The 13223-nt window shown below is 64.2% G+C and carries 10 protein-coding genes and 2 pseudogenes; 3 read left to right on the top strand and 9 right to left on the bottom strand.

The annotated features are described in order from the left end of the window. Both ACGVJ8_RS07120 and ACGVJ8_RS07115 read right to left on the bottom strand, forming a co-directional pair. Nucleotides 1-1740: cation:proton antiporter (locus ACGVJ8_RS07120; protein WP_392346736.1), on the bottom strand; the 1740-nt coding region annotated here is incomplete at its 3' end. Nucleotides 1741-1772: 32 nt separating this feature from the next. Then, nucleotides 1773-3493, bottom strand: a pseudogene (locus ACGVJ8_RS07115) (ABC transporter ATP-binding protein). 101 nt (nucleotides 3494-3594) lie between these two features. Here ACGVJ8_RS07115 and ACGVJ8_RS07110 point away from each other — a divergent pair. Next, nucleotides 3595-3789, top strand: coding sequence for a hypothetical protein (locus tag ACGVJ8_RS07110; protein WP_392346734.1), 195 nt, complete (start codon nucleotides 3595-3597; stop codon nucleotides 3787-3789). Nucleotides 3790-3792: 3 nt separating this feature from the next. Here ACGVJ8_RS07110 and ACGVJ8_RS07105 read toward each other — a convergent pair whose 3' ends face one another. Next, on the bottom strand, nucleotides 3793-4080 hold the full coding sequence (locus tag ACGVJ8_RS07105) for an RNA-binding protein (protein WP_011364605.1): 288 nt from the start codon (nucleotides 4078-4080) through the stop codon (nucleotides 3793-3795). Between the two features lie 197 nt (nucleotides 4081-4277). Between ACGVJ8_RS07105 and ACGVJ8_RS07100 the strand changes: the two genes are divergently transcribed. Beyond that, complete coding sequence (locus ACGVJ8_RS07100) at nucleotides 4278-4472, top strand: hypothetical protein (protein ID WP_392346732.1); 195 nt, start codon at nucleotides 4278-4280, stop codon at nucleotides 4470-4472. Nucleotides 4473-4492: 20 nt separating this feature from the next. On the opposite strand, the gene ACGVJ8_RS07095 is transcribed toward ACGVJ8_RS07100, so the two are convergent. From ACGVJ8_RS07095 to ACGVJ8_RS07075, 5 genes are all read right to left on the bottom strand, one after another. After that, nucleotides 4493-4741 carry a hypothetical protein gene (locus ACGVJ8_RS07095; protein ID WP_392346730.1) on the bottom strand — a complete coding sequence of 83 codons (249 nt, stop codon included), beginning with the start codon at nucleotides 4739-4741 and terminating at the stop codon, nucleotides 4493-4495. Next, on the bottom strand, nucleotides 4741-6522 hold the full coding sequence (locus ACGVJ8_RS07090) for a DEAD/DEAH box helicase (protein ID WP_392346728.1): 1782 nt from the start codon (nucleotides 6520-6522) through the stop codon (nucleotides 4741-4743). The genes ACGVJ8_RS07095 and ACGVJ8_RS07090 overlap by 1 nt, the downstream gene beginning before the upstream one ends. 104 nt (nucleotides 6523-6626) lie before the next feature. Beyond that, nucleotides 6627-6968 (bottom strand): phosphomannose isomerase type II C-terminal cupin domain, encoded by a 342-nt coding sequence (locus ACGVJ8_RS07085; RefSeq protein WP_392346726.1) that lies wholly within the window; start codon nucleotides 6966-6968, stop codon nucleotides 6627-6629. Nucleotides 6969-6981: 13 nt separating this feature from the next. Next, nucleotides 6982-8571 (bottom strand): ATP-dependent RecD-like DNA helicase, encoded by a 1590-nt coding sequence (locus tag ACGVJ8_RS07080; RefSeq protein ID WP_392346724.1) that lies wholly within the window; start codon nucleotides 8569-8571, stop codon nucleotides 6982-6984. After that, nucleotides 8568-12176, bottom strand: coding sequence for a UvrD-helicase domain-containing protein (locus ACGVJ8_RS07075; RefSeq protein WP_392346723.1), 3609 nt, complete (start codon nucleotides 12174-12176; stop codon nucleotides 8568-8570). The genes ACGVJ8_RS07080 and ACGVJ8_RS07075 overlap by 4 nt, the downstream gene beginning before the upstream one ends. Before the next feature lie 269 nt (nucleotides 12177-12445). Between ACGVJ8_RS07075 and ACGVJ8_RS07070 the strand changes: the two genes are divergently transcribed. After that, the gene (locus tag ACGVJ8_RS07070; RefSeq protein ID WP_392346721.1) at nucleotides 12446-12577 is read left to right on the top strand and encodes a hypothetical protein; all 132 of its coding nucleotides are present in this window, start codon (nucleotides 12446-12448) and stop codon (nucleotides 12575-12577) included. Here the strand turns inward: ACGVJ8_RS07070 and ACGVJ8_RS07065 are convergent. Beyond that, nucleotides 12574-13223: pseudogene (locus ACGVJ8_RS07065) on the bottom strand (exonuclease V subunit gamma); the annotation flags it as partial. The gene ACGVJ8_RS07070 and the pseudogene ACGVJ8_RS07065 sit on opposite strands and share 4 nt — an antisense overlap.

Genomic DNA, 13223 nt, shown 5'->3' with positions numbered 1-13223 from the left:
AACGAGGATCCGGCCCAGGCCGCTATCGGTCTCACGGCCCAGGTTCACCACCACCACCGGACAGTGGGCCGTGCGGCAGACCCCATCAACGAGGTCACCCATCAGCCAGGCCCGGAGTTGATCGGTGCGGGCTGCACCGATCAACAACAGATCTGCGGCCTGTTCCAAGGCTGTGCGGCTCATGCCGCCGGCAATGTCTTCATCCAGCCGCAGCAGACTGCGGCTGGGCACAGCCAACTGGGCACCGATGCTCTCCGCCGTGCTGAGGCGTCCGCGCGCTGCCGCAACGGCCCGGTTCAAACCACCGCGCATCTCTTCGAGGCTGGGATTCACCATCGCCAGAGGAAGCAGCAAGCCTTCAGCCCCCGATGAGCCCTGCACCAGACGGGCTGCCATGCTCAACAACCCTTTCTCGGTGCTGGGGTTGGCCACCGGCACAACGATGCGCAGGGGGCGCTGCACCACCTCATTGACGCCATCCAGCACCGCCGCCGCCTCACCAAAGCTGACCGGCACCGCATCGGGGCTGGGATCCTTGAGCCGGGTCACCGACTGCTCGGTGAGGATCGGCCCCAGGGTGGCCGTCACCACCATCACAGCCAGTACGCTGTTCAGCACAGTCTGATTGAGCAGACCCGCCTGATAGCCGATAAAGGCCGTGGCCAGGGTCGCCGCCACTTTGGGCATCGTCAGAGACCACATCATCAGGATTTGGGCGCGGCGATAACCGAACAGCCGTCCGCTCAGCCAGGACGCCAGACCCTTGCCGCCGATGGCGCCTACCAGCATCAGCACGGTGAACTGAAAGTTGCCCAGGCTTTCACCAAGGCTGCCCAGATCCAGCAGCAATCCAAGGTCGATGAAGAAGATCGGGATGAACAGCACGCCACCCACAAAAATCACCTGTTCTTTCACCCGGCCCTCGGGCAGCACAGAATTCACCGCCAGACCAGCCAGGAAGGCGCCCACGATCTTCTCGACGCCGGCCAGTTCAGCCCCCAAGGAGGCCAGGAACAGGGCCACCAAAACAGCGAGCACCATCCGGTTTTCATCACTGATGCCCCGCAGCACCAGGTGCCGGCCTAGCCAGCGGATGCCGATCATCACCACCAGAGCGAAGCCACTGATCTTGAGCAGCAGCAGGCCCAGGCCCAGCCCGCTGAGGCTGCCCTGGCCCAGCCCCAATCCCACCGCCAGCAGCAGCAGGGCCACGATATCTGTGAAGATCGTGCTGCCCACGCTCACCACCACCGACTCGTCCTTCTGGGCGCCGTAACTGCGCACAATCGGGTAACCCAGGGGTGTGTGGGTAGCCATCAGGGCACCGAGCAACAAGCACGACACCGAGGCGAAGCCCGCCATCAGGCCGATCGACACGCCCGTGCCCACACCAATCAACAGGATCAACAGGCCATAGATGAACGAGCGGCGCTTGACCCGGTTGAACTCCTCCAGGTCAATCTCCAGACCCATCGTGAACAGCAGATACACCGCCCCGAGATCGGAGAACAGCCGTACCGTTTCGCTGCTGCTGTCGACCCAGTTCAAAGCGTGGGGACCCACCACCACGCCAGCCGCCAGCAACCCCACCAGATCGGGCAGACCCAGCCGCCGGATCAACGGCGGCACCGCCGCACTGATCGCTACCAACAACGAGAATACCCCGAGGGGGTGATGCATGACGTGGCTGATCGAGGCCTGCATGGCCATGGCTGCACCGCCGGCTTGCGGACCCAGCATGGTCGCCGGAACTGCCGGCAACAACAGCTGCTTCAGGAAGCGATAACCCCTTCGCCGGCCTGCACCTGCCAGAGGTTGGTGTAGATCCCGCCCTGGGTCACCAGGCTGTCGTGGCAGCTCTGCTCCACAATCCGGCCCTGGTCCATCACCACAATCCAGTCGGCATGGCGAACCGTGCTGAGCCGGTGGGCGATCACCACGGTGGTGCGGTGCTGGGTGATCTGCGCCAAGGAGCGCTGGATGGTGGCTTCGGTGTCGTTGTCCACCGCTGCGGTGGCTTCATCGAGCACCAGCACCGGGGCATCTTTGAGGATGGCGCGGGCCAGGGCGATGCGCTGGCGTTGTCCGCCCGAGAGGCGCTGCCCCCGCTCCCCTACCAGGGTGTCATAACCCTGGGGAAAGGCGTCGATGAATCCAGCGGCTTCCACCAGGCGAGCAGCCTGCTCAATCGCCACCGGATCGGGATCTGCGACGCCATAGGCGATGTTGTCTTCCACGGTGCCGTGGAAGAGGTAAACGTCCTGACTCACCAGGGCGATGCAGCGGCGCAGGTCTTGAAGCTGCAGGGTGTCGATGGGGACCCCATCCAGGCAGATGTGTCCGCCATCGAGCTCATACAACCGCAACAGCAGCTTCACCACAGTGCTTTTGCCGGACCCCGTTGCGCCGACGATGCCGAGGGTCGATCCCGTTGGCACGGTCAGATCGAAGCCCTGCAGCAGCGTTGATCGGCCGGCATAGGCGAAATCCATCGCTTCAAAGCGAATCTCACCCCGCAGCCGCTGCGGATCCACCAGCACCGTTCCTCCCTGGATCAACATCGGCGTATCGATCAGATCGAGCACCCGTTGCGTGGAGGCCATCGAGCGCTGGTACTCATCGAGGGTTCGGCCAATGGCGGTTAACGGCCAGAGCAGCCGCTGGGTGATGAACACCAGAACGCTGTAGGTGGCCACCGGCAGTTCCCCGGCCAGGGCCTTGAAGCCACCGATCAACAGGATCGCCAGGAAGGCGAACAGAATCGCGAAGCGAATCAAGGGGATGAAGGCTGCCGAGAGTCGAATCGCCCGGGCATTGCTCTGGCGGTAGGCCAGGATTTCCGCCTGCAGGCGCCCCAATTCCAGAGCCTCAGCGGTGAAGCTCTTGATCGTGAGCATTCCCCCCAGGTTGTTGGCGAGCCGGGAGGCGAGGTCACCGGCCCGGGCCCGCACCTCCCGATAACGCGGCGCCAGCTGGCGCTGGAAATGCAGCGATCCCCAGAGAATCACCGGGATCGGCAGGTAGGCGAACAGGGCCACCTCCGGCGCCACCATCGCCATGCCGATGCCCACCACCAGCACGGTGGTGATCAACTGCAGGATCTGGTTGGCACCCCGATCCAGAATCGTTCGAGCAGGACAGCACCGGCCGCTTGATGGCGGTGCTGTCCTGCTCGAAAAAGGCCAGCCCCAGCTTCTGTAGATGGTCGTAAGCCTCGAGCCTCAGGCTGTGCTGGGTGGTTTGCGCCAGGTTGCGCCAGAACACGTCGTAGAGGTATTCGAACAGCGACTCCGCCGCCCAGACCCCACAGTTGCTGGCCCGCGGTTCTCAGACCGAAACCCGCCAGCACGGACTGCTCACCGCGCAAGACCACATCCAGGGCCAGGCCGATCAAGGCCGGCGGGGCTAGATCGAACAGCTTGTTGAGCAGAGAACAAGTCACCGCTGCAACCACCAGGCGGCGCTGCGGCGCCAGATGGCGCAACAACCGCATCAAGGGGGAGCAATTTGCTGAAGCTTTCCTGAGGGTTCGTTCCGACACGGTTTTCACCCCTGAAGACGCACTACAACAGAACCAGAACTGAAGGAGGTGCCATGAGCCGATCAAGGTCGTTCAACCGCTTTCACCGCTACCTGGCGCGGCAGAAACGCCGTGGACTGCGGGCTGTCTTGCCCCAGTTCCAGGACGCCCGTGAGCATCACGCAAGCTCAGCCAACAGCAGCGATGACGTGCTGCGTCGGCTGAGCTTGCGTGAAATGGAATTGGACATGATGGAGGCCGAGGCCTGAGCCTCAGCCGCGGTAACCGCCACCACCACCACGGGGGCCGCCGGAGCGCTCCCGAGGGGTGGCTTTGCTGACGCGGATCATGCGGCCCATCCACTCCACATCCTGAAGATCGTCGATGGCTTTCTGCTCATCGGCATCGTTGACCATCTCGACGAAGGCGAAACCGCGTTTGCGACCGGTCTCACGATCCAGGGGCAGGCTGCAGTTCTTGACCTCGCCGTACTCACTGAAGAGATCGAAGAGGTGCTCCTGCTCCGCCTGAAACGAAAGATTGCCGATGTAGATGGTCATGGACCGTGGAACCGTTGGACTTGCTCAGTCGCTTGAGCCGGTTCCGAAAGCTCGGAAAGGGCCAGTGCTCAGGCGTGAACCCGATGACGTTACAGGGCAGTCGCATGAATCAACACAAAAAAAAGAAGCAATTGCGAAGACTCGCCCGCAACCAAGCTATCCACTCCATTGTCAGAAGACCCTGACGCAGGAGAGAGATGACATTCGACAGCCTTTGTTTCCAAGCCCTGTGCTGGACCGCCGATGGAGAGCTGGATCCGGTGGACAAGCTTGTGCTGCTCAACAACTTGATCCGGCAGGCCACACCGAGCGAGCAGATCGAGTTGATTCAGGTAGTGGAGAAACTGGCCCTGCTTCAGCCGGAGGCCACCGTGCAGGTGAGCCAACTCTGACCTTGCTTGATCCCCGGGGATCAGAGGCTGTAGGTCTCGGCGGCCTTTGCCTTGCAAGTGGCCTGGGCCGTCTGGATCCCTGCCCCGTTCTGCACCTCGGCCAGAAAACAACGGCAGGTGTCGTCCACCATTCCCTGAGGGGGAACGGTCCCAGCCCTCTGCAGCTCGGCTTTGACGGCCGTTCTGCAGAACTGGGTGATCAGGCTGTTGTCCGAGGCTGAAGCAGCCAGGGGAGCCGACATCAGACCAACAGCCAGCACTGCACGCATCAAGAGGCCTTGCTAATTTGCAGTTCGCGATTCATCACGCGCAGGCGCTGAAGGCTATTGAACACATCCTCCGGCATGCCCTTGGGAAGATCCACTAGGCTGTGATTGTCAAAAATCTGGATGCGGCCGATCATCCGGCCCTGCAGACCGGTCTCGCCGGCGATGGCCCCCACCAGGTTGCCCGGCTTAACCCGATCGCGGTGACCCACCTCAACGCGGTAGCGCTGCATGTTCTCCTCAGGAGCCCGTGTCGGATGCTCGCGCCGCTCACGGCGATCTCCTGAATGGCGATCGCGGTCGCGGTCGTTGCGACGGGTGTTCTGAATCCAGTCATCGTCGCCCTTACGCAGCAGCGCATCAGGTCCGATAGCCAGGTTGAGTGCTGCCATGGCCAGCTGCTCGGGGCTGAGCTCAAGCTCCGTGGCCACCCGCTGCACCAACTCCTGGAGCAGGGCCGCTTCATCGGCGTCAGGGCGTTGCGATTGGGCCGCATCACTCAAACGCTTGCGCAGACGGTCCAGCCGTCCCTGGTTGATGGCCGTGTTGCCGGGCACCTCCATCGCTTCGATCGGCTGCCCCGTGGCCCGCTCGAGGTTGCGGATGAAACGCCGTTCCCGTGGAGTCACGAACAGAACCGCTTCTCCGGTGCGTCCAGCCCGGCCCGTCCGGCCAATGCGGTGCACGTAGGCCTCGCTGTCGAACGGCATGTCGTAGTTGATCACCAGGCCGATGCGCTCCACATCAAGACCCCGCGCTGCAACATCGGTCGCCACAAGGATGTCGACCGATCCGCTGCGCAAGCGCTCCACGGTGCGCTCCCGTTGGTTCTGGGGAACGTCGCCATTGAGCACCGCCACCTGATGGCCACCGGCCTCAAGGGTTTCGGCCACGGTCAGAGTGATCGCCTTGGTGCGAGCGAAGATGATCACACCCTCACCACCACAGGCGTCGAGAACCCGTTGCAGGGCTTCGAGCTTGTGAGGCATCGGCACCGTGATCGAACGCTGGCGGATCCGCTTGCCTTCCTGATCCTTGGTGCGGATCGTGACCTCAGCAGGATCCTTGAGATAACGCTTGGACAGGCGACGGATCTCAGGGGGCATCGTCGCGGAGAATAGAACCACCTGACGCTGCTCAGGAAGCTGATCGAGGATCCACTCCACATCGTCGATGAAGCCCATGCGGAGCATTTCGTCCGCTTCATCAAGCACCAGGCTGCGCAGATCGCTGGTGTCGAGCGTGCCCTGACGCATGTGATCCATCACCCGGCCGGGGGTGCCCACCACCACATCAACCCCGCGTCTAAGAGCACTGATCTGAGAGCGGAAATCCGTGCCGCCATACACCGCCAGCACCTTCAGATGGGGATGGCCAGCGGAATAGGCCTTGAACGACTCGGCCACCTGCATCGCCAGCTCTCGTGTGGGGGCGAGCACCAGGGCCTGGGGTATTTTCTGGCCGCTCTCAAGACGCTCGAGCAACGGCAACGCAAACGCTGCTGTTTTGCCGGTGCCGGTCTGAGCCTGACCCACTAGATCGCGGCCGAGCATCAGCTCGGGGAAGGCCGCCTTCTGAATGGGGGAAGGTTCGCTGTATCCCTTGTCCGCCAGAGTGCGGAGCAGGGCCTCACTGAAACCAAAACCGGCAAAACCGGATTCCGGTTCAGCCGACGTGATGGTGGTGGTGAACACCTCAGCATTAGAATTGGATTCCGGCAGGTCGGATGCAGAAAGATCCACTGCGCAGGCGGAATCGTCGCGCTGCTGTTGCTGTTCAGTCATGAAAGGTGGCTTCGCCTGATTGATCTCTGAAATCAGGCTCACAACCTCCCTGCAACGTAAGAGTTGCGCTCTGGTTGTGTTGCCTACGCTTCAAAGGTTGGCCCTCAAGTTATCACCCGGCCGTAATCATCCTGCAGCCGTTCGATGTCGTCTTCCCGCAGATCATCACCGTGCTGAACTTCCAGAATCAGCAGATCTGAACCGTCTGCATGGGCGCGATGCACAGCGCCGCAGGGGATGGAGAGCATGACGCCCGCGCTGGCGGCGTGCCAGGTCTCACCGCAAAGCAAAGTCCCCGAGCCGGACACCACGGTCCAACTTTCGCTGCGATGACGATGCCGCTGCAGGGACAACTGCTGCCCGACACGAACCAGCAGCCGTTTCACCAAATAGTTGTCCCCCTGGGTCAACGTTTCGTACCAGCCCCAGGGACGCTCAACCCGCATCAGTCCACCCGCGTCAGAGCAGCGTCACCAGATCAAGGCTGGCACGGGCACGCGTGATCGCTGTGTAGAGCAAACGGCGTTGATGTTCAGCAGCCGGGCCAGCCTCGAGGGGATCTGGCCAGAGCACGATCACCCGATCCGCCTCACTGCCCTGGGCCCGATGGATGGTGAGCGCGACCGCCGGCTCCAGACGCCGCAAACGGGCTGGATGCAAACGGCGCACCTTCAGCTGGCCGTCCGGATCCACCACCTGGAACAACAGGCGTCGTTCAGACCCTACCCCGATCACAACCCCGAGATCGCCATTGGCCAAGCCGAGTTCCGGTTGATTGCTACCGCAAATCACCGGCAAGCCGATCGGCCAACGCTCGACCTTGCCAGCGGCATTGGCCCCCAGCAGGGTGCGGTGCACATCATCAAGACTCCACGGCCCCCGGCGGCGTGGACAGAGCAACAGGTCCTGCTCGAGGAGCGCAAACAAGGGCCGGGACTCGGCCATCAGCTCCTGCCCGGTACAGCGGTCGAGATCAATCGTCAGCTCCTGCAGCTGCTGAAGGCGCTGAATCCAGCGCTGACGCACCAGGTCCGGAAAACGACGCAGGGGGCTGGGATGCACCTGAAGATTGGCCTGCTCAGGCAAGGCGGCCAGATCCGCTGCAAAGGCCTGCAGATCCCCCTTGCGTAGCTGATGCGCCACCTGCGCAAGGGCACCGCGGTTGCGATAGGTGCGCTCAAGATGCACGGCGCCGGCACCGAAACGGCCGCGCACGGCCGGCTGCTGCAGCCGATGCCAGACCGCTCCACTCCCTACCGGCGGCAGCTGGGCTGGATCCCCCACAAACAGCAGCCGGCAAGCGCTAGGCAACGCCTCCAGCAGGGCCTGGGTCAAGGCCAGATCCAGCATCGACATCTCGTCGATCACCAGCAGATCCAGCTCCAAGGGACGCTGGCGGTGCCTGCCGAAGCCACGGCAGCCACGGCTGCCGGCCTCCAACCAGCGGTGGAGGGTGCTGCAGGGCAACGGAGGCCGCTGCGCCAACACCGCCTCCCCCAGGCGCCGGGCCGCCTTGCCGGTGGGGGCCGCCAAACCGATGCGCAGGTCGGGATGGCGGGCTTCCGCCCGGGCTAGGATCTCCACTACCGTGCTGGTTTTGCCCGTGCCCGGACCACCGCTGAGCAGCACAACCGAGGCCTGATCCAGGGCGCGCACGGCGGCGCACTGTTCAGCGTTGAGACGATCCGACAGCTCGGGATCGACAGCCTTGACGGGATTTGGAACGGGAGCGTGGGCTCGCTCCACCAGCTCGGCCACCACCTGCTCCATGGCCTGCAACCAGCGACGCCAGCCCAGCCGATCACCCTGAACCAGCAGAGGGGAGACATCTCCCTCCAGCCAGCCACTGGCTTGGGCAACGGCCAGCCGTTCCGGCGTCAGCGCCACCGTCAACTCCCCTTGCTCCAAGGCCAGCACCAGGTCGCGGCTGAGCTCCTTCAAGGCGGGGCCATCCGCCAGGGGCGGGATCCGTCGCTGCAGGGCGGCATGCAGGCCGGCCGTGAAGCTGGAGGGCCAGGTGCTGGTTCCCTGGGGCAGCAGCTCCGTCACGCCGGCACCTCCCCCAGGGCTCGATCCAGGGCTGCGATGCGATTGAGCGGCACGGGTTCAACGATGCGCCCAGGCCCGACAGCATCCTCTGAAAAGGCAGCCACCGCTCCGGGCATCCCCCGCAGGAAGCAGTAGACGTAGCCCCCCAGATGTTGCTCCGGGTCGTAATCCGGCAGCCGCCAACGCAGATGGCGATGCAAAGCCACCAGGTAGAGGTGGGCCTGCAGGGGGTAGTGGTGGTGCAACATCTGCTCCTCCATCGCCTCCTGGGAGTAGTGATGCGGACCGCACAGTCCCGACTCAGCACTGGTGCGCCGTTCACCGATCCAATTGCTCTTCCAGTCGAGAACCCACCAGCGTTTGTGCTGGGGGTCCTGGAACACCAGATCGATTGAACCGGTGAGAAACCCGCGGCTGTTGATCGAAAGCGACGCCAGCGCCGGGCTGTAGGAGTGGCCAAAACGGGCCTCAGCATCACAACCGAAGGCGGCCACCAGATCGGCCGTGCGCACGTGCTGCACCGGCAGATCAAAACTGAGTTCAGGCAGGCGCTGGTGCGGCCCCAGCCGATCCAGCGACAACGCACCCAGCGGTCCCCCCAGGGACGTCTGCAACACCTGCTCCAAACCCGTCAACACATCATTTTGAAGATCGGGATCAAGCCCGGCCCGGCGCAACTCGGCGGCGATCAGGTCGAGCCGTTGGCAGGGCTCAGAGGCCTCCGCCGCGGAGAAGGGGAACTGTTCGAGGATCCGGTGGAGACAGTCCCCGGCCCCGGCCCCGCGCGGGAAGGCCGCCAACGGCCCCGTCTGGGACCATGCCGGTTCGGCACCAGCCAAGATCGATTCCTCGGCGCCGGGATCGCGATCGCGACCCTGCTCATGCAGCTGAACGTCGTCGGATGAGGCAATCCAGGCCGAGTAGCTGGCCCGGCCCCAACTCCGGTCGATGCGCTTGGGGATGGAACCAAGGGCCAACGGCTCGGCCACCAGCGGAGGCCGCCAACGCTTGCCACTGGGCAGGCTCTCGACCAGGCCATCAATGCTGATCGGAACCTGTCGCTCCGCCAGGGCTTCGCTCAGCCGCTCATCGGTGAGGCTGTCGATTGCATCCCCAGCGGCCTCAGCACCGAACAACCAGGCGGGAAAGGGTGAATCCTGCTGGCCGTTGGCCCTGGCCCAGATCAGGATCAACTGGGATTGGGCTCGGGTTACCGCGACATAGGCCAGCCGCTCGGCCTCGGCTGCAGCCTCCTGCTGCGCCTGTTGCGCCGCCTGCCAGCCCTCCCCCCAGTGGACATCCACCCGCACCAGGCACTCTCCGGAGCGGGGGTCACGCCAGAGCGGACCGGACACGGCTGGGGGCGACTGCCAGAGGTAGGGGCAGATCACCACCGGGTATTCCAGACCCTTGCTGCGGTGGACGGTGACCACGGCGATGGCGCTGTCGGTCTGATCGCTGTGGGGCTGGCGGGCTTCCGGCACCGGCTGGCTGGGGTGCAACCGCTCCCGTCGCAACCAATCCGCCGCAGTGGCCACATCAAGCCCCTGGCGATGCATCGCCTCCTGCACCAGCCGCGCCACCTGCTGCAGATCCCCCAGCATCCGACCCCGTTCCGATAGCCCCGCCATCTGTTCACCCTTGAGCAGATCGGCCAGAGCTCCGAGCAGGCCCAGCCGCGGCATCGCCTCAGCCAAACCACGCAACTGCAGAGCCAGCTGATCCAGCCGCCCCGGCTCCAGGGCATCGGGCGCGATGTTCATCAGTCCTGAGCAGGCCAGCAGACACAAGCGAGCGTCATCACCCGGTTCCGCCAGGGCATCGAGGAACCACTGCAACAGCAACGCGGCTTCACTGTCGAGCACATCCCCCTGGGTCACCAGGCGGGTGGGCAGCCCACAGGCCCCTAGGGCGCGGCGTAGGTCTTCCGCCTGTTGATGGCGACTCACCAGCACACAGAGATCTTCGGGGGTGAGGTCCTTCCGTTGCTGCAGTTGCTCCAGCACCATCGCGGCGAGCCGCTGGGGCAGCTCTTCTTCCAGGGCACTGCGGCTGGAGGGCGCCTCAGTGGATAACAGCAGCAGTTGCAACGCCGGGGCATCCTGCGGTGGGGTGGCGGAGCTGCGAGGCCGCACCGCGGGCACGGGCAGTTCAGATCGGGGGAGCCCCGGAGCCATCAAGCGGTTCAACCCCTCCATCAGCGGTGCCGTTGTGCGGAAGTTGTCGAGCAGGTGATCGATCCGCTCCACTTGATCCCGCGCTGCCATGTAGGTAGCCAGATCACCACCACGGAAGCGGTAGATCGCCTGCTTGGGATCCCCGACCATCAGCAGCAGGTGGCGTTCACCACCACCAAAGGCGCGCTGCAACAGCCGCCACTGCACGGGGTCTGTGTCCTGAAACTCATCCACCATCACAGCCCGGTAGCGCTGTTGCAGAGGTGTAAGCCAGGCAACGTCGCCATCGCCGGGGTCCATGGCGGCCAACAAGCCGCCAAAGGTGATCACCCCGCGGCGGCGACGACGGCGGTTCAGCTCCTGCAAGCCCCGTTCCAGCAGGTACTGCCAGGTGCGCTCAATCGGTGCATCCCAGAGCGCCGCAACAGCGGCCTGCAAGGCCGGCGTCACCAGGCTGGGGTCGGTCTCACCGCACTTGCGCGCGACCTTGCTCCAGCTACCGGGGTGGAAGTACTCCTTCAGCGGCTTCTCATGCGCTGCAATCTCCAGCAGCGATGGCACTGCGGTCTGTCCATTCAGCCACTGGTTGATCTGCGCGCAACGATCGCTCTTCGGCTTGGCGGAGTAAGGGGTGGTGACTCCACAGCCCTGGGCTTTCCACTGCTCAGCCGCCTGACGGAACCCGGCATCCAGGGCGGCATGGTCCCGCTGCCAGAGCGGCACGAAGTCGTCCCAGAGCTGCGCCAGCCAGTGCTCCAGCTGTGGAGCGAGGGACTGGTCCAGATCGATCGCCCCATCAGCGGCTCTGAACCGCTGCTGCTGTTCCCCGTCGAGTTGCGCCAACCCCCTGCGCAGGGTCTGGGGCGAGAGGCCGCGTTGACGCAACGCCTTGAACTGATCCGGCGGCAGGCTGAACAGCTGCTGTTGCCACAAGTCCTGCACCACCTCGGCTTGGAGCGGGGTGGCGTCGGTGTCCAGCTGAGGCTCCATCGCCGTAGCGTTGCTGAGGGCCAGACGGCGCAGACTGCGGCGGCAAAAGCCGTGGATGGTGGTGATGTCGGCCCGGTCCAACTGCTCGAGAGCCACCAGTAAGCGCCTAATCCACCGCTGACGCGCTTCCCCTGGCTCGGAACCCGCCAGCCAGTCCGCCAGGACGGGGTCCGGGGCAACAGCCTCCATTCCCTGCTCCAGCTGCTCGAGGCCCTGCAACGCCTGTTGCAACCGCTGGCCGATGCGGGAGCGCAGCTCTTCGGCCGCCGCATCGGTGAAGGTCACTACCAACAATGCCTCGAGGGCGTGGTCGGCCTCCGTGATTAGCCGCAGGCAGAAATGTGCCAGGACAAAGGTTTTGCCGGTGCCAGCGCTGGCCTCAAGCAGGCGAAGCCCAGGGCCGAGCGGGTAGGTGTTGGCATCGAAGCGCTGGGCCATGGATGGAGTCTGCTCAACTCTGGTCTCAAAACCAGTGTTAGTTTCCATAGCTGCGAACTGGACTGGGTGTCGTCACACCCCAGAACAGAAGATGACCTGAGCAGGGGCCTGAAGAACCCTCGCTTTTTTATGGGCTTGTGAACGGATGCAACCCAACCCTTGAGAGAGCAGGGGATTATGCCGTTGAGATGCCATCAGGCCAACACCTTGGTGGAAGCCACCGGCCTGTTTTGTCCCCCGAACGTCGTTAGAAATTAGCTCAACTGCTGATGCGCAAGGCCGCCGCTGTTGAAAGCATCACCCAGGAACATCAGGCCTACTTCTTCCGCCGTCAGGCCAGCGAGCCCATGGTGATTTCCAACGAACGCATGCGCGAAATGCTGGACGAGCTATTCGACTAACGCAGCTGCGCCAGAAGCGGGCCGTAAAGCAGCTGACACGCCTCCTGGAATCCGGCCTGATCCATCAGTTGCTCCGCAGCGATCTCGGTGCCGAAGCAGAGCTGCATCACCGGGGTGGCCCCTTCGTCCTGCCAGGTCTTGCAGAAGTCCTGCTCCCGCGACCCCGATTTGCGCCGGTCTTTGGCCACCATCTGCCAGCCGCTCTTCGGGGGGACCGGCCAGCACCGCTCCAGCCCCTGTCGCGCCAGCCGCGCCAGCTGCTGCAGCTGGTCCTCGGCTTCAGCCGTCGGCAAGGCCGACCAGCGCAAGTGCACCTCGGCGCCGGCAACCCGAGTGCTGCGGGCCACCACCGCTGAACCGGCACCAGGAGCCAATCCCTCAGCGCACAGCAACAGGTGCTGCAACCAGCCGCGCATCACCGCCGCGGCCGTGAGCATGCCAGGCTGCACCACCACCTGGGTGTCACCGGCGTAGAGCAAGGGCATCGGCAGGCCGGCGAGCACAGGCACCTCCCGGCGGCACTGACCAAGCGATGCCAGCTGCCGTTGCAGGGCCTGCCAACGCTGCTGCAGTTCCTCTTGCTCAAGAGCCGCACCAGCCCCCGCCGGCAGCACACCTTGGCCTGCCAGCGACGCCGTCCAATCCG

The organism is Parasynechococcus sp. (assembly GCF_042954245.1).
Lineage (GTDB): Bacteria > Cyanobacteriota > Cyanobacteriia > PCC-6307 > Cyanobiaceae > Parasynechococcus.
This window is presented reverse-complemented; position numbering and strand designations above follow the sequence as displayed.